Origin of the sequence: Xanthobacter sp. NM-59 (assembly GCF_021401125.1) — a bacterium.
In the GTDB taxonomy this organism is placed as follows: domain Bacteria; phylum Pseudomonadota; class Alphaproteobacteria; order Rhizobiales; family Xanthobacteraceae; genus Xanthobacter.
The window spans coordinates 22,390-42,961 of sequence record NZ_JACBFQ010000018.1; the positions used below are offsets into that span (position 1 = coordinate 22,390).

Sequence of the window (20,572 nt, forward strand, 5' to 3'; positions counted from 1 at the left end):
GGTGTGCATTGCGTCCAATGGCATCAAGAGTCTGTGCGGTCAGTGGCGGTTCTTGAACCACCAGCTCCAGTTTCCGGTCTCGACGATCTCGTAGTGGTGGGTACCGCGCTTTCGGGACGAGTGTTTGAATGAGACCCTGTTCTCGAACCTGGCGCAGGCCCGCGCCACCATCAGCTCATGGAAAGAGGACTACAATTTGAACCGACCCCACTCGGCGCTGGGCCATCGATCCCCCGCCAAGTTTGCCACAGCACTCACACTGGAAATCGTGGCCCCTTGAGGTCACAAATCAACCCATGGATTCTCCCCCAAACCGGAGGAAAAATGGGGCTCAGGTCAGCGTTGATCTCCCTCACGCCAGCTGCATTGGACAAGATGCAAGGCGTGCGGGAGGCAATCGCCAGCGTCAATTCCGACGCCGTCGCCGGCCTCGAGCCGGACCAGCGGGAAACCTTTCTCGCGACCCTTCGCAGCATCATTGCTGCCCTGGATGCGATCCCGGACGAAGAGTAGTGAGAAAAGGGGAGAATGGACGTTGCCCTTCGGCCCGGGCTTTCGGCTGCGCCGGAACCACGCTTGGCAAGCGCGCTTCCGCCATTCGGCTTCAATCCCTAACGCGAGGGCGGCGGCCGTTTCGCGGGAAGCCACGCTACGGGGAGGCATCTTGAATGCCGGTCTCTGGCGCATGGCGAAAGGAACATGAGACGGGGCCATCGCACCCCGTCACCGATCACGCTGGCAAACCACAGCGGACCCCTCGTAGTCTCCAGCGGCGGCCTCGAGAGATCGCGCACTGTGCCCGTTTTCTGCATGCGGAGGATCGCGTGCATGACGTCCCCCAGCATCATCCCCACCGCAATCCTGCGACAGGCCCAGCGCCCTATATCTACACGCCGGAGGAAGTGGCGCCCATGCTCATGCTCGCAAAGCTGCCCCGACCGCGATGACGACATCGCCCGAGATCGGAAATACGCAGCACGCCAGAGCATAGCCATTAGCCCGCTCGGCGTTGTTGAGAGAAGAGTCGGCTTCGACACGACATTCGCCGCCGACAATCCTAATCCGGCAACCGCCACAAATGCCCGATCGGCATCCAGAGCGTAAGGGCACGCCATAGTCATCCAGAATTTCGAGGATCGATTTACCGGGCGCGACGCCCAACATCCGACCCGTTTCCGCGAGCAGTAGACGCGCTCTTGGCGCATCAGTGATAGCGAGAGGGATGATCACCCCCTCGCGAACGTCGGAATGCAGCCGATCCGAAACACCGTTATAGCTCGCGCGTCTGACGGCGATCTCGAAAAGGTTCGGCTCTTCCACGCGAGTGACGGAATACAGCCGTTGCTGCAGTTGCCCTGTTCCGTCGGGATAGCGGACCGCGACGTGACCACCCGGCAGCACCGTGTCGAGGAAATGCGCATGGGCGCCCTCGACGCGCAAGGTAATCACTTTCACGTCGCCCGTTTCGGGTCGCACGCCTTCGCAGCGCGCCAGTACGAGCGCGCTCATACTAAGGCCCCTTCACGCTTATCGGCAGCTTCGGCAAGAGTCGAAACATTGCCCTCGTTGCGCGTCAATCCGACACGCTCCAGCAGCGTTTCAACGGAGTGCGTATAGACGCTGATTTCGTTGGTGTCGCCGATATCGCGTAACATGTCGCGCCCGGGCGCGAATTGTAGCATCGAAAACACCTTGGCCCAGGCGCCCAGTTCGTTGTTCGCGAACATTTGCACGGTTTTGACGATCACCTGTCGCAAATAGTCACGCTCGCGGTTGCTGAGGCCGTGAACGACATCCATCGCTACAGTACTGAGAACGCTCGAATGACCCCATTCATCTATCGCATGCGTCCGCGTCACCTCATGGCAGATGGGTTGGATGGAATTGTCTTCGGCCATGGTTTTCAAATAATCGGTGATCAGCGTTTCGCTCGCGCAGGCCACAGCGAAACGCGTTAATCGCCGCTCCCAATCGGCGTTGCAGTTCGACAGGAGATTTTCGCGCCATTGAACGAGATTGAAATTTACGAATTCGAGCGGCGGTATGCCGTTCTTTTCGTAAATATAGTTGCAGGCCATGATCGACATGCGCGTGTGCAGCGCTTCGTCGAGCAGCACTTGAGACATGACATCCTGCACTGCGGCGCGATTGATGCTGCTGGGCGGTGCCTTAATAAAGTCTTCGCAAGCCGGAGTTACGACATTGCATTCGATGTAAACCGTTTTGAGATTGTAGATCGCCCAAGCGTAAGACAGAACCTTCGATCTTAGCTCGCTCGGCGCCGCCGTCCAGGAGGGATGATCTCTGAACGGCAACAGCAATTCGCTGAAGTCGCTTTTCGTTGGATCATACGCCAGCCCCCAATAGTCCGGAAGATCCAGATTGACTGCGGCGCGCGTTTTCCAGAGCGTCGACAGTTTCTTAAGCATGTCTCCAACAGCGTCGACATTTCCAATGGCTGCATCTTCCATCGCGCATTTCCCTGTATTGAGTTTCGGGCATAACAGGTTGTCAGATTATACAGCAGTTGGTTGCGGGCACGCAGACACTCAGCGCGCATGTAACGAAGGCATTCGACGGGGTTTTCGAACTCCGTTCTATTTTATGACGCGGGGCAATGTCCCGACGTCTGACGTCTGACGTCTCACCAGTCGAGACGATGCTCTGCTTGCAGAAACTAATCCGATTCACGAATTCCGCCACGGCGGGCGTGGAGCGAGTCGGCGATGCTCAGAAAGAAAATCTCCGCACCCGACCAATAATAACAACCAGGTTATGGGCGGAGGCCGAAGGCGGCTTGACTGACGCCGAAGACGTTCGCTCCGATTTTTTATGGCGATCCTTGATCGCCGGACATACTCATAGAGAGATCGGTCAACGGTGCGACCTGCATAGCGTGGTTGTTCAGGCTGCCTCTCGCGGCTGCGCCGGCCGTTTCGTGCCAAAATCGGATAGACACGCTCAGAAAGTGAGGCCCTCCAGCCAAGCGCCGAACATGGCGCGTCCAGCTTCGCGCAAAGCGGGGCCGCGCCGTTTGGCATCCTCGCGGATGACGCGGGGATCAACACCGGCTGCGGCAAGTTCGCATGCATGACCGATCAGCCAATGTTCTATGCCCGCGCAGGCGTCGACCTCGGGATGGAACTGGACAGCGAGGACGTTCTCGCCAAGTGCAAATCCCTGCGTCGCGCACATCGGCGTCGTCGCGAGACTCGCTGCGCCTTCGGGGATTTCGAAGGCGTCGCCGTGCCAATGCAGGACCGGAACGCCTTCCAAATGCCGGAGCGGCCCGGCGCGGCCCGCATCCGTCAGCGTCAATTCGGAAAATCCGATCTCCTTGAAGCCGGTCGGAGCGACTTTAGCGCCGAGCACAGCAGCGATCTGCTGGGCGCCGAGGCAAATGCCGAGCAACGGACGCCCGGCGTCGAGCCGCTTTCTGATCAGCGCTCGCTCTTCGGCGAGGAATGGATATGTGTCAGTCTCATAGACCCCAACCGGCCCGCCGAGCACGACAAGAAGATCGGGCTCCACGGGGTCGAGGGTCGAAAAGCCGCCGGCATCGACATCAAGATAATGGACCTTGTAACTGGCTCCTGAGAGCACCGCTTCAAAGACGCCGAGGTCCTCAAAGTGAATATGACGAACGGCGATCGCGGTCCTAAACATGGGACGGTCTCCAAAGTTTAACGAAGAGCCGACAAATCGGCACAGTGGTCGATGTGATAATGCCCCGCCAAGAACCTGGGTCGGTGCGCCTTCTCCATGACCTCGACATCGAACCTCTGGCATCGAGAGTGAGCGACACGTTGCTCAGCGTCCACACAGACAAGACATTCTGCATGCTAGAGGATCGCTTTTCTCTACCAGTGATTGTTTCCCTCGTTCGAGCCGGCCGAGCGCAGTTGCCAATGGCGATGGTTCATGAAATAGCTGTTACCCGGCCCATATAGGAGAGCCGGATTCTAGAATATCGGTAGGCCGGATGGGGAAGGGTGCGACACTGGCGATTGAAGTAAGGCCCGAGGAAAAGGAGCCCATCTTCCTCGCGCTCGCTCGCGCCATCATCACCGAAATCGAAAAGGGCAAACTTAAGCCGGGCGATCCCCTGCCGGGCACGCGGGCTTTGTCGCGAAATCTCATTCTTAACCGCAACACGGTCGACGCCGCCTATCATGAACTCACAATGCAAGGCTGGCTCACGGCGGAATCGTCGCGCGGCACTTTCGTCGCGAGAGATCTGCCAGATTTCGGCCGCGAGCTGCGTCTCGTTCAACCGGCAGTCGCCACCGCTGATCGGAAGCGACCGATGCTTGATCTTTCGGATGGTGCGCCAGACCCGCGCCTCGTGCCTATAGCCACACTTGGCCAAGCTTTCCGCCGGGCTCTAAGCTCGCCCTCCTTTCTCGTCGACCGGGCCTATGGCGATCCGCGCGGCAGCCTAGCGCTGCGCGAAGCTCTATCCTCCTACCTCAAGGATGAGCGCGGACTAGCCGTGGGCGCGGACAATATGTTGATCACGCGCGGTAGCCAAATGGCGCTGTTTCTCGCGGCCTCCGCCCTCATGGAACCCGGCGCGGCGATCGCAGTCGAGACGCCTGGCTATCCGTTGGCCTGGGGCGCGTTCCGAGCGGTCGATGCCCGCGTCGTCGGTGTGCCAGCAGACGAAGGAGGCATCGATATTGACGCACTCGAGCTACTGGCGAGACGCGAGAAGCGGTTGAAGGCAGTTTATGTGACGCCGCACCATCAATATCCAACGACGGTGACTCTCGGAGCGGCGCGGCGGCTGCGGCTGCTCGAACTCGCGCGGCGCCATCGGCTGGTCGTCATCGAGGACGACTACGACCACGAATTCCGCTTCGACGGACGTCCTGTGCTGCCCTTGGCCGCACGTGCGGAAGCGGACGTGCCGGTCATCTATCTCGGCTCGCTGTCGAAGCTGCTTGCGCCCGGCCTGCGCGTCGGCTATGCCATCGCACAGCCCGCCCTTATTCGTCGCATGGCTGACCGCCGCGAAGTCATTGACCGGCAGGGCGATCTACCGCTCGAACATGCTTTGGCCGATTTGATCACAGAAGGGGCAGTCCGGCGGCACGCGCGCAAGGCGCGGCGCGTGTACCATGCACGGCGAGACCGTTTTGCCGCGCTGCTCCGCGAGCGCTTCGCGGACGTCGCCGAATTTTCGATCCCCGCTGGCGGGCTCGCGGTCTGGTTGCGACTGCGAGAGGAGACGACCGTCAGCGCCGAGACCTGGTCGACGAACGCCGGGCGCCTCGGTCTCTCCATTCTCCCGGGCGTTCGATTTATGATGACGCCAACTTCGCCGCCGGAAGCGTTTCGCCTCGGCTTTGCGCGTTTGAAAGACGATGAAATGATCAAAGCTGTCGATTTGCTTGATCGTTCGCGGCCGTAAACATCAGGTGCCAAAGACGTTACCGTAAGCGAAGAATTTCGCACCAACACGATCGACATGATCGACTGGCTTTTGTGGGTTAGTGACGCGGTTTTTGAGGGTGATTTTGCGTATCCGAGAGATCTGGCGATACACCGTGATGTTATGAAGATCGAGAAGGAAACCACCTCAATATGGTGTGGGCTATGCAATCCAGCCTTCCCGCAAGGCAAGACAGGCATAATAGCTCACGATCAGATCTGCACCCGCGCGCTTCATAGCCAACAAGCTTTCGCGGACCGTCGCGGCTTCGTCGAGAGCGCGAGCGTCGGTCGCGAACTTGATCATCGCGTACTCACCGCCGACCTGATAGCACACGAGAGGCAACAACGTGCGATCGCGCAACCGCGTCAGTACGTCGAGATAGGACAAACCGGGCTTGACCATGAGCATGTCCGCACCCTCCGCTTCGTCCAGAAGCGATTCCAGCAAGGCTTCCCGTCCGTTTGCAGGGTCCATTTGGTAGGACAGGCGATCCCCGATCAGGTCGCAGCCCACAGCGGCGCGGAAGGGACCATAGAACACCGACGTGAACTTCGATGAATACGCCAGAATCGGCGCCTCATGATGGCCGCCGTCATCTATGATGGGAATAGCCCAGGGCGTTGATGGCAATGCCCGCGCCGAAATCGAGACAGCGCTCGCCCTCTGCGGTTGTGAGCCAGGCCCCTTCGCCGCGCTCGAATATCATGGGTGCGGGCTGGAATACGCGGAGAAGGGCGGCGGTCATTCCGCATCCTCCATCATATGCGCGGGGAGGCCGGGAGGTGCTATTTCCGTAAGCTCCCGCCAGCGCGAAAAGGCGTTGCGCGCTGAGATCAGCGCCGCAATCAAGCAATCCTCGTCTTCGTCCGTGTGCAGTGGCGTCGGCGTGATTCGCAGGCGCTCGGTTCCGCGCGGGACGGTCGGATAGTTGATCGGCTGAATGTAGATTCCGTCCTCGACCATAAGCCGATCGGTGATCTCTTTCGCCAGAGCGGCATCGCCGATCATCACTGGCAGGATGTGGCTTGGGCTTGGAAGAACCGGAATGCCGTGAGCCAGCATCTTCGCCTTGAGCGAGGCCGCACGTTTCGCGAGCGCCTTGCGGGCGGAGCCGTCTTCCTTGAGGTGATGCAGGGTCGCGCGGATGCCGGAAACGACGGAGGGCGGCAGAGCGGTGGAGAAAATGAAGCCGGGAGCATGGCTGCGGACGAAATCGACCGCATCGCGACTGCCGGCGATATAGCCGCCGATGGCTCCGAAGCCCTTACTGAGCGTGCCCTGGAACATGTCGATGCGGCCGAGCAGGCCATCGCGCTCCGCCACGCCGGCTCCACGCGCGCCATAGAGGCCGACCGCATGCACTTCATCGACATAGGTGAACGCGCCGTGCCGCTGCGCGACATCGCAGATCGCTTCCATGGGGGCGAAATCGCCATCCATGGAATAGCAGCTCTCAAAACAGATGATCTTGGGCCGGTATTTGCTGACGGACGCGATCTGCCGTTCAAGGTCACGCCAGTCGTTGTGCCTGAATATCCGCTTGTCGGCGCCTGAGCAGCGAATGCCTTCAATCATCGACGCATGATTCAGTTCGTCGGAAAAGATCACGCAGCTCGGCAGGAAACGACCGAGTGATGACAGCGCCGCGTCGTTCGCCACATAGCCGGACGTGAACAGCAAGGCGGATTCTTTGCGGTGCAAGTCCGCCAGTTCCCGTTCGAGCAGAACATGCTCGTGGGTTGTCCCGGAGATGTTGCGCGTGCCACCCGCGCCTGCGCCATATCGTTCCAGCGCGGCACCTGCCGCGCGGATGACATCGGGATGAGAGCCCATCGCCAGATAGTCGTTCGAGCACCAGACCGTGACGCGCCGGCCTGTGCGGTGGTCATAGGCATGGACGCCGCTATGCGAATCCCGTTCAAGATCGGCGAAGACACGATAGCGCCCCTCGCGTCTCAGGTTTTGCAGCGTTTCGGCGAAGCATGAGGCAAAATCGAAGCCGTTCATGGGTTCCGTCAATCGGGTTGCGTGGCAACTTGCGCCGCCATCGGGGAAAGACACATCTCATCCGCGCCGGCCTGCAGCGTGCGCTCCAGCACCCGGCATGTGCCTTCGACAGCGCGGCGCAGCGCAGTTTCAACATCGGTGCCCTTCGCCACATGAGCGGCGACAAGGCCGCTCATGAGGTCGCCCGTCCCGCATGGGCGGATCGGCAGGCGCGGTGTGGCGATGCGCGTCATCAGTCCGTTCGCGCAAAGAACCGTCTCGACCTGGCCGGCCGGCGTATCGGCGAGCGTGCATCCGGTTGCGATCACTGCCGGTCGCCCGCCGTGCGCTATCCCATCGCTGGCCGTTAGAAGCCCCGCCGCGTCGCGCGCCTTCGTCCCGGCCAAAAGCTCCAGCTCGAACTGGTTGGGCGTGATGATCGAGGCGAGCGGAACGAGTTGGTCGCGGAATATGTCCGTCAAACCGTCCGCGACGAAGACACCGAGGTCGTCGTCGCCCATGACGGGATCGCAAAGATAGACGAGGTTTGGATTGTGCTTCCGGGCGGCCGCGACGAACCGCGCCACATGCCCGGCAATCGTCGGCGAGCCGAGATAGCCGGTCAGCAGCACCGTTGCGCGCTCGACCAGCCCACGTTCCTCGACTCCGCGCAGCAGGTCCGCCACCAGCCCGGCGTCCAGCACCGTGCCCCGCATCGTCGAATAGTGGGGATGATTGGAGAGCAACGCGGTGGGAACGGCCGCCACCGTCACGCCTTCGGCCTGCATGGGAAAGAGTGCGGCGCTGTTGCCGACATGGCCGTGGACGACCTGGCTCTGGATTGAGATGACCAGCATCAGGCCGTCCCTGCCGCGCCCGGCCAATAGTGGGAATCGGGAAGCGGCCGGGCACCGAACACCGCCTGGCCGACCCGGACGATGGTCGCGCCTTCCTCGATCGCCCAGGCGTAATCGCCCGACATGCCCATCGAGAGGTCGGCAAGGTTCGTGCCCTGCGGAGCTTCCGCCAGCGCGCGATCTCGTATGCCGCGCAGCAGGCGGAAACAGCGACGCACCTCCGCCTCATCGGGCGAGAAAGTGGCAAGCGTCATGAAACCCTTGGGGCGCAGCGCGTCGAAGGCGCGCAATTCCCGCAGGAACGCAGGCACGTCGTCGGGTGAAAGGCCGTATTTGCTGGCCTCGCCCGACGTGTTGACCTGCACCAGCACGTCGAGGCCATGCCCGAGAAGCTGGAGCCGTTTTTCGAGCGCGGTCGCCAGAGAGAGACGATCGAGCGACTGCACCTCGCGCGCGAAGTGCAGCGCATCCTTCACCTTGTTGCTCTGGAGATGACCGATCATCGTCCAGCGGATTGGCTCGTCGGTCAGGGCTTCCGCCTTCCTGCGTCCCTCCTGCACCTTGTTCTCGCCGAGGTCGGTCGCACCCGCGCGGACGGCTTCCAGCACCCGTTCAGCCGCTACGGTCTTCGTCACGAGGACGAAGCGCACCGCATCCGGCGAGCGTTCCGACCGCGCTGCGGCGTCGGCGATCTTCTGCTGGACAACTGCGAGATTAGCGGCGACATCAGCCATCCGTCCCTCCATCAATCGGCCAGGCGTCGGTTAGCCGGCGAATCCGGTCGTGCACCGACGGGCCGTGTTCGCGCCCGGCGCGAAGCGCGCCGAGCACCTCCAGAGTCAGCGCGCCGACTTCGCGAAAGGCCGCTTCGTCGAATCCGCGCGAGGTTGCGGCGGGCGTGCCGAGGCGGATACCGGAGGTGACGGTCGGCGGCAGAGGATCGAACAGAACGGCATTCTTGTTGGTGGTCAGACCGAAGCGTTCGAGAGCTTCGACCGCCGCTTTGCCGGTGGCGCCGAAAGAGCGGAGATCGACCAGCAGGAGATGACAGTCGGTGCCGCCGGTGACGAGGCGCAACCCGCACGCCGTGAGCGCGTCGCCGAGCGCCTGCGCATTGGCGACGACGGCGCGGGCGTGGTCGCCGAACGCCGTTTGAAGCGCTTCATGGAAACTCGCGGCCTTCGCGGCGATGACATGGATGAGCGGGCCGCCCTGCATGCCGGGAAACACGGCCTTGTCGATCTTCTTCGCCAGCGCCGCATCATTGGTGAGGATCAGTCCGCCACGCGGTCCCCTGAGCGTCTTGTGCTTGGTGGAGGTGACGACATCAGCGTGAGGCACGGGATTGGGATAGAGCCCGGTGGCGATCAGCCCGGCATAGTGCGCAACGTCCGCGACCAGCCACGCGCCGGCCGCGTCGGCGATGGCGCGCATGCGCGCGAAGTCGATCTCGCGCGGATAGGCGGAGCCGCCAGCGAAGATCAGACGCGGCCTGGCCTCGCGGGCAAGACGGTCCAGTTCGTCATAGTCGATCCGTTCGTCATCCTCGCGGACGCTGTAAGGCGCGACCTCGGACCACCGCCCCGACGGGCTGACGGGCGTTCCGTGCGGCAGGTGGCCGCCGCAGGCGAGATCGAGCCCCATGATCCCGTCGCCCGGATCGAGCAGCGCGAACAGGACGGCGATATTGGCGTTCGCGCCTGAATGGGCTTGCACATTGGCATGGGCCGCACCGAACAGCCTTCCGGCCCGGTCGATGGCGAGCTGCTCGCCCCTCTCGACCGCCTCGCAGTCGCCATGGTAGCGGCGGCCGGGATAGCCCTCGGCATATTTGTTGGTGAGGATCGAGCCTTGTGCGGCCCGCACTTGCGCGCTGACGATGTTCTCCGACGCGATCAGCTCTATATGATTCTGCTGCCGTCTTGCTTCCTGCCTGATGGCGGTGGCGAGTTCGCTGTCGACCGCTGCTGTCATTGCGCCAGCCCCTGCAACCATTCGGTCAGCATCTTGCGCGCCGCGTCGCGCAAGGCCCGGCCGAACCGTTGGGCATCCTCGCGCAAGGCGCGCGGATCGACGCCCGCCGACGCCAGCTCGGCGGCGTGGCCGACCAGCCAGCGTTCGATGCCGGCGCAGGCGTCCACCTCGGGGTGAAACTGGAGGCCGAGGACGTTCCGGCCGAGCGCGAAGCCTTGCGTCGCACAAAGCGCCGTCGTCGCGAGATTCTCGCCGCCTTCGGGGATTTGGAAGGCGTCGCCGTGCCAATGTAGCACGGAGATACCTTCCAGATGCCGGAGCGGCCCAACCCGCCCAGCATCGGTCAGGGTCAACTCCGAAAAGCCGATTTCCTTGATTCCGCTCGGCGCGACCTCCGCGCCGAGCGTCGCCGCGATCTGCTGCGCGCCAAGGCAGATGCCCAGGGTCGGGCGACCCGCCTCCAAACGCGCTTCTAGAATCTGCCGTTCTTCGGCCAGGAACGGATAGGCGTCTGTCTCATATACCCCCACCGGGCCGCCGAGCACGACGAGCAGGTCGGCAAGCGGCGGGTCGAGCGTCCAAAGGTCATGCACGCCGAGATCGTAATAGTGAATCCTGTAGCCAGCGGTCGTAAGCACGGCCTCGAAGGTTCCGAGATCCTCGAAATGAACATGCCGGATGGCGACTGCCGTTTTCAGCATGGCGGGGGCTCCCCTCGACATGGCGGTCAGCGCAGCGCCGAAAGATCGGCACCGTGATTGATATGATAGACAGCTCCGGCGATGACGAGCGCGGGAACAGACTTCACGCCGGCTCGCTCGGCTTCGTCGATGCGGCCCTTACTCTCGCCAAGGTGGACGACCTCGACGTCATAGAGGTTCTTGTCGAGGGCGCCGACAAATCGCGGCTCGGCATCGACGCACACTGAACATCCGGCGTGATAAAACGCTGCTTTCTCGGCCATGCTTCGTTCCTTCCCTCTCGGCCACGGCGCGATTGCGATGACCTGCTTCCCATGCAATAGCTTCTAACTGGCCTATTCAGGAGTGCCGGTTCTTCAAAAGTGAGTAGGCCGGGTTGGGAAAACGTGGCGACATCTCGATCGAGTTGAAGGAAGACGGCGGACAGCCGGTTTTCCTCAACCTTGCCACGCCCCTCATCCGCGAGATCGAGCGCGGTCACCTGAAACCTGGCGATGCCTTGCCGGGCACGCGCGCAATCTCGGGCTTCACCGCAACACGGTCAATGCGGCCTATCAAGAATTGACCATGCAGGGCTGGCTCGTATCCGAGCCGTCGCGCGGCACATTCGTCGCGCTCGACCTGCCGGACATCGCCTCGGCTCGCGGCAGGAGGCGCAATTGCATTCCAGCCAAGACCGTGGAGACAGGGAAGAACGCGCCGCCGCCGCTGCGTGTGTCGGACGGCGCACCGGATTGCCGACCGGGAGCCTTCGCTGAAGGCGGTCTATGTCGCGCCCCGTCGCGGACTGACGATTATCGAAGACGATTACGATCACGAATACCGCTTCGACGGTCGTCCCGTCCTGCCGCTGGCGGGACGCGCCGAGGCGGAGTTGCCCGTCATCAATGTCGGCTCGCTTTCCAAGCTGCTCGCTCCGGCCGTCCGCGCCGGATATGTGACGGCGCGACCAGGCCTGCGCGCTCGTATGGCCTATCGCCGCGACGCCATCGACCGGCAGGGCGATCTGCCGCACGAACAGGCGCTCGCGAGTCTGATCGAGGACGGGACGCTGCGCCGGCACGCTCGTAAGGCCCGCCGCATCTATCAGTCCCGGCGAGACCATCTTGCGGGGGAATTGATCGACAGGCTCGGCGATGAAGTGACTTTCGACGTTCCCGCTGGTGGCCTTGCCATCTGGCTCAGGCCGCGGGCCGGTCTCAGCGCCGAGACATGAGCGGCCAACACCCACCGCTTGGGTCTGGCGGTAACGCCCGGTTTGCAGTTCGCGCTCGACGCCGCAAGCGCTCCGGAGGCGTTTCGGATCGGCTACGCCAGCCTCGACGAGCAGAAACGGGCGGCGTGACTCACACGAAATAGCCTCCGGCAAACCCGGGACAACGGCGCGCTGCTGAAGGCTAACGCGCCATCACCGTGACCACCACATGCAAGATGAAGGATGGTCCATAACAGGGATTGCCTTCGCTATCCTCGATTCGCCAGATGGATGCCACCGTGCAGCTCTCTTTCGGAGCCGCAAATTCAACGCTAATCCGCACAGGTTGCCCCGGCAGCGTGTCAGGAATCGCGACTTCTTGATACAGGCTGGTGAGGTGAGCATTCAAAACCACCTGCAAATCGGCCTTACCCGGATCACGGCGGGCTATGACATACTCACCATCCACCCGCACCAACCTGCGTCCATGCCACGGCTTCCGGCCGACATTCTGTATCTCCCATATTTTGCGGAAAGACTCGCCGGGGAGAACGATGGCGTGGTCGGGTGTGGTCACATCCGCATTGAACACGGCGATGTCACTCGGATCTTTCAGGCCTACGGCCCGATTGGTCGGTGCCAGCTGCGCGCCGATCGACGGCGCACCACCGAGATCCGCGTAGTACCGGAAGAGCAGCAATGGCGAGACCTGGATGGCCTTGGCCAGCTTGACCAATGTGCGTACAGAAGGATCCTGGGATGCTCCGCCTGCCAGTCCGTACAGATAGGTTCGGGAGAGCCCGGCTTCCTTGGCGATCGCGGTCATGGATTTGCCGAGCTCGCGACCGCGCCGCGCGATCAACGCGCGTAGCGTTTCCCTCTTGGATGTCATGTCGCTTCCGCTAAACGCTCCGGGAGTCACTGTGCATTGTCCACTAAAAAGGACAATCTGAACGCCACAGTAAACTCATCGACTGCCAGAATTCAATCCATCAGGCAGCCCATCTTCGGTCGAGCGATCGCCAATAAACAAGGTTGCTGCCAGACACGCTCTGCTGCCCGCAGAAGGTCTAATGGCAGCAACCAGATGGTTGGATCAACAACGCAGCTGAACAGGTCATCCTTATGTCTCACATTCAAAACTGCGCTGAAGCTCTTGCACGAACCGGCTTTGGGACGATCCCGATGACGGTGGAAATGAGGAAAAACTATCTCCTTCTGGTTGATGGGTTTTTGGCAGTGACAACAAAAATCAAGGAAACCTACAGTTTTTCCGAAGATACCGACGGCTTCCTTCCATTTGGTTCCGAATATGCCCACGTCAGTGACAATCCCGATTTGTGTGAGCGTTTCTGCTACTGGCACACTCACAGCAACAAACGCCAGGACCACCCCTTCAGCCAAAGTCCATATTTGCGAGCAGCCGCGGCCTATGAAAGTGAAATCACTGGGCTCGCTCAGCAGATCATCAACGGAATATGCCGTGAATTCGGAGCGCCACCGTTAGCTTCAATCCGTGACAGTTCTTACCTGCAGCTGTGCGTGTACGGCCAGAATCCGTCGCCCAGTGAACGGCAATTTGCACAGGACCCGCACGAAGACGGTCACCTGCTCACCTTCATCCGCCCCAATCGCGACGGTCTGGTCATCTTGCGGGGGAGCGCGCTGGAGCCGGTTCGCCTGCTGGAAAACGAATTGGCTGTCCTGTCAGGTTCGTTGCTGACGCAACTGTCGGATTGCGCCATTCCAGCGACCTACCATGCCGTTTTGGTGCCGAGCCAGCCCATTCAACGAAGCTCTCTCGTATATTTCGTCAACCCCAGTAGCTCAGATGCGTTTATCGGCTTTCGCCGCAAGAAGCCGCTCGACCTTTTGGCAACGATGAATGCGCATCACACAGGCTTCGGAAATCGTCCAATTGCGGTCACGTCGAAACCGGCCTGATAAGAGGCAGAAATGGGTTCATCCGGATATTCTCTGTTCCTCGAAGGTCTGGCGTTGGGCGTAGCGCTGTTTTCCGCCCCCGGCCCCAAAGACACCCTGGTCATCCGCCAGGGTGTCAGCGGTGGCTCTATATGGAGTGTCGTTGCCATCTGTGTGATTGCGGACGCTATTCTCATTGCCATTGGCGTCGCGGGGGTCGGTACGCTCCTCAAAAACCAGCGCTATGTTGTATCGATCCTATTGTTGTCCGGCGCGATCTATCTGCTCTGGTTCGGTGGGCAGAGATTGCTTGCCTGCATCCGCAATCAGTCCATGCCAATTTTCACTGATGCCAACACTGGCAATCAGAGGCACCTGCTGCGGACCGCGTTCATCCTCAGCTTTGTAAATCCTTACGCTTGGCTGGATACGGTCGTGCTCATCGGCTCGATCGGAGCAGCCAAGCCGATCAATGAGCAGTCAGCGTTTTCAGCAGGCACAATGGCCGCTTCTTTCCTTTGGTTCGTGCTGTTGGCGATTGGCAGCAGGAAGTTGAGCGGCCTTTTCAGATCATCGCAGGCTTGGCGTTGGCTCGACGCAGGAATTGCGCTGCTAATGGCATACCTTACCCTGGGGGTGATGCAAGACTTCATTCGTCTATTGTAAAAATTATCGATGACCAGTCCAGACAAATGATATGGACTGGTGAAATCTGTGAAAATCGTGCAGAGGACAAGGGCGTGCCCGCGAGCGGGCCGGCCGCCGGCACATGAAATGCGTGTTGTACTGGTGAAAAGCCTGAAGGAGTCCAACGGGGGGCTACGACACGGTTGTTGCGACTACTCCGGCGGCGAAAGCGACCCAGCAGTTCTCGCAGAACGATTTCCCATTGATGAGATCGTTCACATGGTGAAGGCATTCCACTGTAAGGTTGTTCGGCTTTCGTGAGGAACGAGTGTGCCACTTCAGCTTCGTGACATGAGATGGGTCCTTACGGTTTCTAGATCTCGCAGCCTGAGGCAGGCGGCTCAAGTGCTCAATGTGCAGGAATCGAGCCTCAGCCGACGCCTGAAAGATCTCGAATACCGGCTCGGCGTTGAGCTGTTCGAGAGGAGCGCTAACGGGACGAGTCTCACAGCAGCAGGTGAAGCATTCATCCCTGCCGCGCAACGTATCGTGGCCGAGATGGAGGCCGCTTTCACGCGGATGAAAGCGCGAGGACGCGGCGAGAGCGGCGATCTCATCGTCGGTATCTGCGTGGCGTTTCCGGCACTCAATCTGCGTGAAATACTTGCGGAGTATCGCCGTCAGCACGATGGTATCGAAGTTCATAGCATTGACGGATCGCGATCTCGCCTGTTCGCTGATCTGGCGTCAGGGAACATTGACGTCTTCTTTGCAGCAGGCATGTACTCAACGTGGAGCGACGGATCAAAGTCCCTTTGGAGCGAGCACCTAGTGGTCGCTCTTCCAGCGGACCACATTCTGTGCTCGAGCTCCTTTATTCGTTGGCGGGATCTTGTTGGTGCTCGCATACTGGTCAACCGGCGAGACCCGGGGCCTGAATATGAAGCGATGCTGCGGGCGCGACTCGGCGATCGCAGTGGTTGTACCTTCATTAGTCATGAGGTTTGCCCGGACCGCCTCTTGGGCTTAGTTGCTGCAGGGCTCGGTTTGACGCTGGTCTCGGAAGGCGCCGCCCGGCTCAATGTCTCCGGGGTCGAGTATCGAGAGCTGAATGATGACGACGGTCCACTCAGCCTCGGGATCGCGGTCTATTGGAAAGAGACCAATCGAAATCCTGCACTACGCTCTTTTCTCAAGCTGTTGCGCAAGCGCTATTCCGATACGGATTCTGTCTTAGCGTCGGACTGAGCGATTTGGCAACGCTTGGCTTTGGCGAAGCCACGGTCGGAGGCGATGAAACGCTCCAACATCGGCGCGATCAAGCGGGTGGGGTCGGCGCTGGCGCTTCCCGTTTCTCCGCTCAGCATCTGCGCATAGGCGACAAGATCTCGATGAAGCTTCGCCGGCAGCTCCAGCGTCACCTTCACCGGCTTGTCGTCGAAAATCTCTGCGAGCTTCAGCTTCGGCATGTCAGCCTCCATAGGGTTCAAGAACGAGATCGTGCGTGACGATCACGCGGACCGGAAACCCCGGTCGGATGGTCAGCGTCGGCGCGATGTTGAGCTGGCGCTGGACGATCTGACGGCCGGTCTGGCTGATGCTGTCGGAGGCGCCTTCCTTCAGAGCGCTGACGAGATCGCTGTCGCTACCGGACGAGCCCGCGCTCGCCCCAACACTCAGGATGGTGGAGAGCACCGCGGCCTTGAACAGCTCGCCCCAGTGATAGTCGACCCCATCCTCGAGCCCGGCATAGCCCTCGGCGTCAGCTCCGGGCTGACGCTCCAGCACGATGGAGCGGCCATTGGGGAAGATCAGCCGGTTCCAGACGAGCAGCACCCGGCGCTGTCCGAAGCCGACGCCATTGTCGTACTGCCCAATGATGCGGGTGCCTTGAGGGATCAGGAGGATCCGTCCGGTCGGGCTGTCATGGACATTCTCGGTGACCTGGGCCGTGATCTGCCCCGGCAGGTCAGAACGAATTCCGGTGATCAGCGCCGCGGGAATGACGGCGCCCGCCTGCAAGATGGCGGCAGAGGCCGGAGCCACCACACGGTCTGGCGATACCGTGCGTCGGTCCACTGCCTGATTGAGGAAGGCGAGCTGGCGTTCTTGGGCTTTTGGTGTCGCCCCGTGGGGGGCAAGACCAAGAGACGTGAGGTCCGGGGCAGGTGTCGCAGCTGGCACCGAAGTGACGCTTGCCTGTTGCGCCACAATCGGGCTCGCCGGCCGCGTATTGGTCTGGGCAAACAGCCGCCCGGTCCGCGCCGCCTCGCTTTCCTGCTGCTGGCGCTGTTCATCGGGACTGAGGGCAGCATTAGGCATGCCGCTCATTGTTGGCACCGGCGGTTGTGTTGTGGTCTGTGCATTCAGGATGGGCCGGCCGAGGTCGCCCGGCAGCGGCGGCCCCAACTTGGGGATGCCGGTGTAGTCCTTGGGCAGCTCGGCGAGCCCGTCCGGCGTCGCCTTGACGTCGGTGGCATAGAGTTCCTGGTTCGGCCCGTGATCCTTCCGCGCCTGGAGGGCGTAGATCAGCGCTCCGCCGATCCCGAGGCCGGCGACGAGCCCCAGGCCGGCCAGAACCTTACGTGACAGGCGGGTTACCCGCGGCGACTCCGGCCGCAGCCGCATGGCTGCCGCAGCCTCCCCCATCAGGGACCGAGCACCGTCGTCGCCGTCGGGTCCCGGTCCTTGCTCCTTCCCGGGGTCAATGCCGCTCATATGACCGGCCTCCCGTCGGTGCGGGAGATGCGCACGCGCTTCTGGTCTTTATCGGCGCCGAACCGCAACTCGGCCGCGGCGAAGAGCCGATCCACGATCATGTAATTGCCGCGCACGCGATAGTTCACGAGCTCAGAAGTGTCGCCCTCAGGGCCCACCACGAAGAGCGGCGGCATCTCGCCCTGACCGATGCCGCGTGGAAACTCGATGAACACCTGCTGGCCGTCGTCGAAGGCCCGCAGCGGCCGCCAGGGTGCCCGGTCGCCCGAGACCTCGTAGCGGAAGTTCACCCGCGTGAGATCGATGCCTTTGGCGACCGGCTGCGCCACCTGAGCCTCGGCATTCTGACGCCGCAGGGCGATGAGCTGGTCCTGCGGATATTGCCAGGAAACCGAGGCCATGTAGGTCTTCTCGGTGGAGCGCAACTCCATGTGATAGGTACGCAGATTGGTGTTGATGACGAGATTGGTGGTGAGGTCCGGCCGGGTGGGCTTCACCAGGATGTGGACCTGCTCGGAAGCCCCTGTCCCGCTCTCGGTGTCGCCGATGATCCAGCGCACCGTGTCACCGGCGGCCACCGGCCCCGAACCCACCAGTTGCTCACCAGGCTGGAGCGCGATGTCGGTGACCTGCCCTGGCGCCGCATAGACTTGGTAGAGCGCGCCTTCCACGAAGGGATAGACCTGCATGGAATTGATGAAGCCGTTGCGCACCGGCTGAACGCGGGCAGCCGCATTGGCCTGCTTGACACGCGCCTTCGGATCGGCCGGCTCGGGCTCCGCCTTCCCGTTCTTGCCCACGGGCTTCAGCTGACCCGGCAGAGGCAAGGGCTTCGGCAGCTCCACGATCCGCACCGGACCCGCCGGCTCAGCCTTGAAGACGGCGGGCGGGGCATCATCATAGGCGATCTCCGGCGGCTTCTGGAATGTGGCACAGCCGGCAAGCGCGGACGTGCAAAGCAGCAGAAACGGCAAGCCGGACTTACGGAAATCCGGAATGGAGAGGACACGGGAAGCCGGCCTCCCGGAAGTGCGGATGGCAGGCGTCATTGGGCGAGCTCCTTCGACCAGTTGATGGCGTTGACGTAGATCCCGAGGGGATTGGCACGGAGGCGCTCGGCATCGCGCGGCGCCTGCACCACGACGGTGAGGATGGCGCTCCAGCGGGCGGTGTCGGCGAGGCTGCCGTCCTGGTAGCGGCGCTCGGTCCAGGCGATGCGAAAAGAATCCGGCGAGGCGCGGATCACGCTCGAGACCTCCACGGCCACCTGCTGCTTGCCAACCCGGGCAAACGGATCGTTGGCGCGGGCATAGTCGTTGAGGGCCACCGCTCCGGCTTGTGTCGTATAGGCGTAGGCCCTGAGCCAGTTCTGGCGCACGATGACCGGATCGGCGGAGATGCTGCGCACCTCCTCAATGAAGCGCGCGAGGTGGAAGGCGATCTGGGGATCGGAGGGGCGGAAGTCTGAAGTGGCCGGCGCCACGGCTTGCGCCTGTCCGAGCTTGTCCACCTGAACGACCCACGGCACCACCGAACCGCTCAGGGCCTGCCATGCCAAAGCGCCGGAGAGGCCAGCCGAGAGGGCAAGGCAGCCAAAAGCCATGAGGCGCCAGTTCTTCGCCTGGACGCGGGCGGAGCCGATGCGATCGTCCCAGACTTGGGCGGCCCGCTGGTACGGCGTCTCGGGCTCAGGGGAGCGGCCGTAATGGACCGATGGTCGCTTGAAGGGCGTCATGGGCGATCGCTTTCAGAGAGGGAGATGGACGATCCGCCGCCATGGCTGTCGCCGGATCGCACGGCATGGGTGGCGGCCTGGACCCCATGGGACATCTGCTGGGAGCGCCGCATGCGCCGCGCCCAGTCGGGGACATCGCCGGTGGGGGTGCTGGTCGGAGCAGGAGCGCTCGACGGCGCGGGGCTCGGGCCTGCGGCGGTGGATGCCGTGTCGCGAGCGGCGTCTGCGGAACGCCGCAGGGGAGATGCCGCCGCTGCGCCGGCCGCCCTCGCCATGCCGCCAAGGCCACCTGCGACGCCCGAAAGGCCAGATTGGCCGGCCGCACCGGCGCTATAGGCGGATGCCGCGCTTCCAGCGAGGCCCGCCCCCGCTTGTGCGGCGGCAGCGGTCCCGGAGAGTGCCGCGCCGGCCCCGCGAGCGGCGAGGCCCGCGGCACCAACTCCTGCGAGCGCGACACCACCCGCGGCAAGCCCGGCCCCCACGGCAGCGCCGGCCCCGAGCTGGGGCGCGCCCGTGATCAGTCCTGTCGCGATTCCGGGACCGAAAATGCCGAGGCCGAGGAGCGCCAGCGCGGCCAGAACCGCGGAGAGCGCCTGGCTGATGGTCGGCTGTGCATCGCCATAACTGGAGGTGAATTGGGAAAACAGCCCTGAGCCAATGCCGACGATGACGGCGAGCACCATCACCTTCACGCCGGAGGCCACGATGTTGCCGAGCACCTTCTCAGCTAGAAAGGCGGTCTTACCGAAGAAGGCGAAGGGGATAAGGACGAAGCCGGCGAGCGTCGTCAGCTTGAACTCGATGAGGGTGACGAAGAGCTGCACCGCCAGGATGAAGAAGGCGATCAGGATCAGAAGCCAGGAGATCAGCAGCACGGCGATCTGCACGGCATTGACGAAGATCGCCACCGGCCCGGTGAGCTGGCTTGCGGCATCGAGCATCGGTTGGCCGGCGGAGAGGCCCACTTCCGCAAGACGCCCCGGCCGCAGGAAGTCCGCGGTGCTGATGGCGGACCCGCCGGCCTTGAGGCCGAGCCCGGCGAAGCTCTCGAAGACGATCTGGGCCAGGGAATTGAAGTTGCCGATGATCCAGGCGAAGAAGCCGATGGCGAGGGTCTTCTTCACCAGCCGGCGCATGACGTCCTCGTCGGCACCCCAGGCCCAGAACAGGCCGGCGAGCGTGATGTCGAGGGCGATGAGGATGGAGGAGAGGCCTGTCACCTCGCCGTTGATCAGGCCGAAGCCGGAATCGATGTAGCTGGTGAAGGTGTTGAGGAAAGTGTCGATGACCCCCACGTCGTTCATGTGCGCTGGGCCCCTATCAAAGAAAGGAGTGCTTTGATTTTCATGCCGTTTCTGATCTCGCGGGGTGAGAGACCCTGCACACCGTGTGACGCAACATGCGGTGATAAGCAGACGG

General features: G+C 62.2%; 23 protein-coding genes and 2 pseudogenes. 8 read left to right on the top strand and 17 right to left on the bottom strand.

Annotation, left to right across the window (positions count from 1 at the left end):
* Window positions 1-106: 106 nt before the first annotated feature.
* Window positions 107-280, top strand: a pseudogene (locus tag L0966_RS21580) (transposase); the annotation flags it as partial.
* Between the two features lie 62 nt (window positions 281-342).
* Complete coding sequence (locus L0966_RS21585) at window positions 343-513, top strand: hypothetical protein (protein ID WP_234054171.1); 171 nt, start codon at window positions 343-345, stop codon at window positions 511-513.
* Window positions 514-915: 402 nt separating this feature from the next.
* Here L0966_RS21585 and L0966_RS21590 read toward each other — a convergent pair whose 3' ends face one another.
* From L0966_RS21590 to L0966_RS21600, 3 genes are all read right to left on the bottom strand, one after another.
* A complete protein-coding gene (locus tag L0966_RS21590) occupies window positions 916-1,509 on the bottom strand; it encodes a 2Fe-2S iron-sulfur cluster-binding protein (protein ID WP_234054172.1) in 594 nt (197 codons plus the stop codon).
* Window positions 1,506-2,471 (bottom strand): diiron oxygenase, encoded by a 966-nt coding sequence (locus L0966_RS21595; protein ID WP_234054173.1) that lies wholly within the window; start codon window positions 2,469-2,471, stop codon window positions 1,506-1,508. The genes L0966_RS21590 and L0966_RS21595 overlap by 4 nt, the downstream gene beginning before the upstream one ends.
* 490 nt (window positions 2,472-2,961) lie before the next feature.
* Window positions 2,962-3,666 carry a glutamine amidotransferase gene (locus tag L0966_RS21600; RefSeq protein ID WP_234054174.1) on the bottom strand — a complete coding sequence of 235 codons (705 nt, stop codon included), beginning with the start codon at window positions 3,664-3,666 and terminating at the stop codon, window positions 2,962-2,964.
* A 316-nt stretch (window positions 3,667-3,982) separates the two neighbouring features.
* Between L0966_RS21600 and L0966_RS21605 the strand changes: the two genes are divergently transcribed.
* The gene (locus L0966_RS21605) at window positions 3,983-5,413 is read left to right on the top strand and encodes a PLP-dependent aminotransferase family protein (protein WP_234054175.1); all 1,431 of its coding nucleotides are present in this window, start codon (window positions 3,983-3,985) and stop codon (window positions 5,411-5,413) included.
* A gap of 183 nt (window positions 5,414-5,596) precedes the next feature.
* On the opposite strand, the gene L0966_RS21610 is transcribed toward L0966_RS21605, so the two are convergent.
* From L0966_RS21610 to L0966_RS21645, 8 genes and pseudogenes are all read right to left on the bottom strand, one after another.
* Window positions 5,597-5,977 carry a hypothetical protein gene (locus tag L0966_RS21610; RefSeq protein ID WP_234054176.1) on the bottom strand — a complete coding sequence of 127 codons (381 nt, stop codon included), beginning with the start codon at window positions 5,975-5,977 and terminating at the stop codon, window positions 5,597-5,599.
* Window positions 5,978-6,038: 61 nt separating this feature from the next.
* Window positions 6,039-6,182 (bottom strand): annotated as a pseudogene (locus L0966_RS21615) (aspartate aminotransferase family protein); the annotation flags it as partial.
* Window positions 6,179-7,444: a 5-aminolevulinate synthase gene (hemA, locus tag L0966_RS21620; RefSeq protein ID WP_234054177.1), complete on the bottom strand. Its 1,266-nt coding sequence runs from the start codon at window positions 7,442-7,444 to the stop codon at window positions 6,179-6,181. The pseudogene L0966_RS21615 and the gene hemA, both read right to left, overlap by 4 nt.
* Window positions 7,445-7,452: 8 nt before the next feature.
* Window positions 7,453-8,280, bottom strand: a complete 828-nt coding sequence (gene pdxY / locus L0966_RS21625) for a pyridoxal kinase (protein ID WP_234054178.1) — start codon at window positions 8,278-8,280, stop codon at window positions 7,453-7,455.
* Entirely contained in the window at window positions 8,280-9,014 is a 735-nt protein-coding gene (locus L0966_RS21630; RefSeq protein WP_234054179.1) for a YggS family pyridoxal phosphate-dependent enzyme, read from the bottom strand. Before L0966_RS21630 ends, pdxY begins: the two co-directional genes overlap by 1 nt.
* Window positions 9,007-10,254 carry a serine hydroxymethyltransferase gene (gene glyA / locus L0966_RS21635; protein WP_234054180.1) on the bottom strand — a complete coding sequence of 416 codons (1,248 nt, stop codon included), beginning with the start codon at window positions 10,252-10,254 and terminating at the stop codon, window positions 9,007-9,009. The genes L0966_RS21630 and glyA overlap by 8 nt, the downstream gene beginning before the upstream one ends.
* On the bottom strand, window positions 10,251-10,955 hold the full coding sequence (locus L0966_RS21640; protein ID WP_234054181.1) for a glutamine amidotransferase: 705 nt from the start codon (window positions 10,953-10,955) through the stop codon (window positions 10,251-10,253). Before L0966_RS21640 ends, glyA begins: the two co-directional genes overlap by 4 nt.
* Before the next feature lie 26 nt (window positions 10,956-10,981).
* On the bottom strand, window positions 10,982-11,218 hold the full coding sequence (locus tag L0966_RS21645; protein ID WP_234054182.1) for a thioredoxin family protein: 237 nt from the start codon (window positions 11,216-11,218) through the stop codon (window positions 10,982-10,984).
* Window positions 11,219-11,331: 113 nt separating this feature from the next.
* Between L0966_RS21645 and L0966_RS21650 the strand changes: the two genes are divergently transcribed.
* Entirely contained in the window at window positions 11,332-11,520 is a 189-nt protein-coding gene (locus L0966_RS21650) for a hypothetical protein (RefSeq protein ID WP_234054183.1), read from the top strand.
* Window positions 11,521-11,667: 147 nt separating this feature from the next.
* The gene (locus L0966_RS21655; protein WP_234054184.1) at window positions 11,668-12,171 is read left to right on the top strand and encodes a hypothetical protein; all 504 of its coding nucleotides are present in this window, start codon (window positions 11,668-11,670) and stop codon (window positions 12,169-12,171) included.
* Between the two features lie 181 nt (window positions 12,172-12,352).
* On the opposite strand, the gene L0966_RS21660 is transcribed toward L0966_RS21655, so the two are convergent.
* Window positions 12,353-13,042 carry an NBR1-Ig-like domain-containing protein gene (locus L0966_RS21660; RefSeq protein ID WP_234054185.1) on the bottom strand — a complete coding sequence of 230 codons (690 nt, stop codon included), beginning with the start codon at window positions 13,040-13,042 and terminating at the stop codon, window positions 12,353-12,355.
* 233 nt (window positions 13,043-13,275) lie between these two features.
* Here L0966_RS21660 and L0966_RS21665 point away from each other — a divergent pair, with 233 nt between their 5' ends.
* The 3 genes from L0966_RS21665 (at window position 13,276) to L0966_RS21675 (ending at window position 15,948) form a co-directional block, all read left to right on the top strand.
* Window positions 13,276-14,094, top strand: a complete 819-nt coding sequence (locus L0966_RS21665; protein WP_234054186.1) for a 2OG-Fe(II) oxygenase family protein — start codon at window positions 13,276-13,278, stop codon at window positions 14,092-14,094.
* 12 nt (window positions 14,095-14,106) lie between these two features.
* Window positions 14,107-14,739 carry a LysE/ArgO family amino acid transporter gene (locus L0966_RS21670; protein ID WP_234054187.1) on the top strand — a complete coding sequence of 211 codons (633 nt, stop codon included), beginning with the start codon at window positions 14,107-14,109 and terminating at the stop codon, window positions 14,737-14,739.
* A gap of 312 nt (window positions 14,740-15,051) precedes the next feature.
* Complete coding sequence (locus L0966_RS21675) at window positions 15,052-15,948, top strand: LysR family transcriptional regulator (protein WP_234054193.1); 897 nt, start codon at window positions 15,052-15,054, stop codon at window positions 15,946-15,948.
* Here the strand turns inward: L0966_RS21675 and L0966_RS21680 are convergent.
* The 5 genes from L0966_RS21680 to trbL are packed head-to-tail and all read right to left on the bottom strand — an operon-like array spanning window position 15,912 to window position 20,457.
* On the bottom strand, window positions 15,912-16,169 hold the full coding sequence (locus L0966_RS21680) for a DUF2274 domain-containing protein (RefSeq protein ID WP_234054188.1): 258 nt from the start codon (window positions 16,167-16,169) through the stop codon (window positions 15,912-15,914). The genes L0966_RS21675 and L0966_RS21680 overlap by 37 nt on opposite strands.
* Window position 16,170: 1 nt before the next feature.
* Entirely contained in the window at window positions 16,171-17,418 is a 1,248-nt protein-coding gene (locus tag L0966_RS21685) for a TrbI/VirB10 family protein (RefSeq protein ID WP_234054189.1), read from the bottom strand.
* Window positions 17,415-18,467, bottom strand: coding sequence for a P-type conjugative transfer protein TrbG (trbG, locus tag L0966_RS21690; RefSeq protein WP_234054190.1), 1,053 nt, complete (start codon window positions 18,465-18,467; stop codon window positions 17,415-17,417). Before trbG ends, L0966_RS21685 begins: the two co-directional genes overlap by 4 nt.
* Window positions 18,464-19,153, bottom strand: a complete 690-nt coding sequence (gene trbF, locus L0966_RS21695) for a conjugal transfer protein TrbF (RefSeq protein ID WP_234054191.1) — start codon at window positions 19,151-19,153, stop codon at window positions 18,464-18,466. The genes trbG and trbF overlap by 4 nt, the downstream gene beginning before the upstream one ends.
* Window positions 19,150-20,457: a P-type conjugative transfer protein TrbL gene (trbL, locus tag L0966_RS21700; protein WP_234054192.1), complete on the bottom strand. Its 1,308-nt coding sequence runs from the start codon at window positions 20,455-20,457 to the stop codon at window positions 19,150-19,152. The genes trbF and trbL overlap by 4 nt, the downstream gene beginning before the upstream one ends.
* Window positions 20,458-20,572 lie beyond the last annotated feature (115 nt).

Excerpts from the sequence above, each read along its gene's own strand:
- L0966_RS21590 (WP_234054172.1), bottom strand. The coding sequence starts at position 1,509 with ATGAGCGCGCTCGTACTGGCGCGCTGCGAAGGCGTGCGACCCGAAACG.
- L0966_RS21595 (WP_234054173.1), bottom strand. The coding sequence starts at position 2,471 with ATGGAAGATGCAGCCATTGGAAATGTCGACGCTGTTGGAGACATGCTT.
- L0966_RS21600 (WP_234054174.1), bottom strand. The coding sequence starts at position 3,666 with ATGTTTAGGACCGCGATCGCCGTTCGTCATATTCACTTTGAGGACCTC.
- L0966_RS21605 (WP_234054175.1), top strand. The coding sequence starts at position 3,983 with ATGGGGAAGGGTGCGACACTGGCGATTGAAGTAAGGCCCGAGGAAAAG.
- hemA (WP_234054177.1), bottom strand. The coding sequence starts at position 7,444 with ATGAACGGCTTCGATTTTGCCTCATGCTTCGCCGAAACGCTGCAAAAC.
- pdxY (WP_234054178.1), bottom strand. The coding sequence starts at position 8,280 with ATGCTGGTCATCTCAATCCAGAGCCAGGTCGTCCACGGCCATGTCGGC.
- L0966_RS21630 (WP_234054179.1), bottom strand. The coding sequence starts at position 9,014 with ATGGCTGATGTCGCCGCTAATCTCGCAGTTGTCCAGCAGAAGATCGCC.
- glyA (WP_234054180.1), bottom strand. The coding sequence starts at position 10,254 with ATGACAGCAGCGGTCGACAGCGAACTCGCCACCGCCATCAGGCAGGAA.
- L0966_RS21640 (WP_234054181.1), bottom strand. The coding sequence starts at position 10,955 with ATGCTGAAAACGGCAGTCGCCATCCGGCATGTTCATTTCGAGGATCTC.
- L0966_RS21645 (WP_234054182.1), bottom strand. The coding sequence starts at position 11,218 with ATGGCCGAGAAAGCAGCGTTTTATCACGCCGGATGTTCAGTGTGCGTC.
- L0966_RS21660 (WP_234054185.1), bottom strand. The coding sequence starts at position 13,042 with ATGACATCCAAGAGGGAAACGCTACGCGCGTTGATCGCGCGGCGCGGT.
- L0966_RS21665 (WP_234054186.1), top strand. The coding sequence starts at position 13,276 with ATGTCTCACATTCAAAACTGCGCTGAAGCTCTTGCACGAACCGGCTTT.
- L0966_RS21670 (WP_234054187.1), top strand. The coding sequence starts at position 14,107 with ATGGGTTCATCCGGATATTCTCTGTTCCTCGAAGGTCTGGCGTTGGGC.
- L0966_RS21675 (WP_234054193.1), top strand. The coding sequence starts at position 15,052 with ATGAGATGGGTCCTTACGGTTTCTAGATCTCGCAGCCTGAGGCAGGCG.
- L0966_RS21680 (WP_234054188.1), bottom strand. The coding sequence starts at position 16,169 with ATGCCGAAGCTGAAGCTCGCAGAGATTTTCGACGACAAGCCGGTGAAG.
- L0966_RS21685 (WP_234054189.1), bottom strand. The coding sequence starts at position 17,418 with ATGAGCGGCATTGACCCCGGGAAGGAGCAAGGACCGGGACCCGACGGC.
- trbG (WP_234054190.1), bottom strand. The coding sequence starts at position 18,467 with ATGACGCCTGCCATCCGCACTTCCGGGAGGCCGGCTTCCCGTGTCCTC.
- trbF (WP_234054191.1), bottom strand. The coding sequence starts at position 19,153 with ATGACGCCCTTCAAGCGACCATCGGTCCATTACGGCCGCTCCCCTGAG.
- trbL (WP_234054192.1), bottom strand. The coding sequence starts at position 20,457 with ATGAACGACGTGGGGGTCATCGACACTTTCCTCAACACCTTCACCAGC.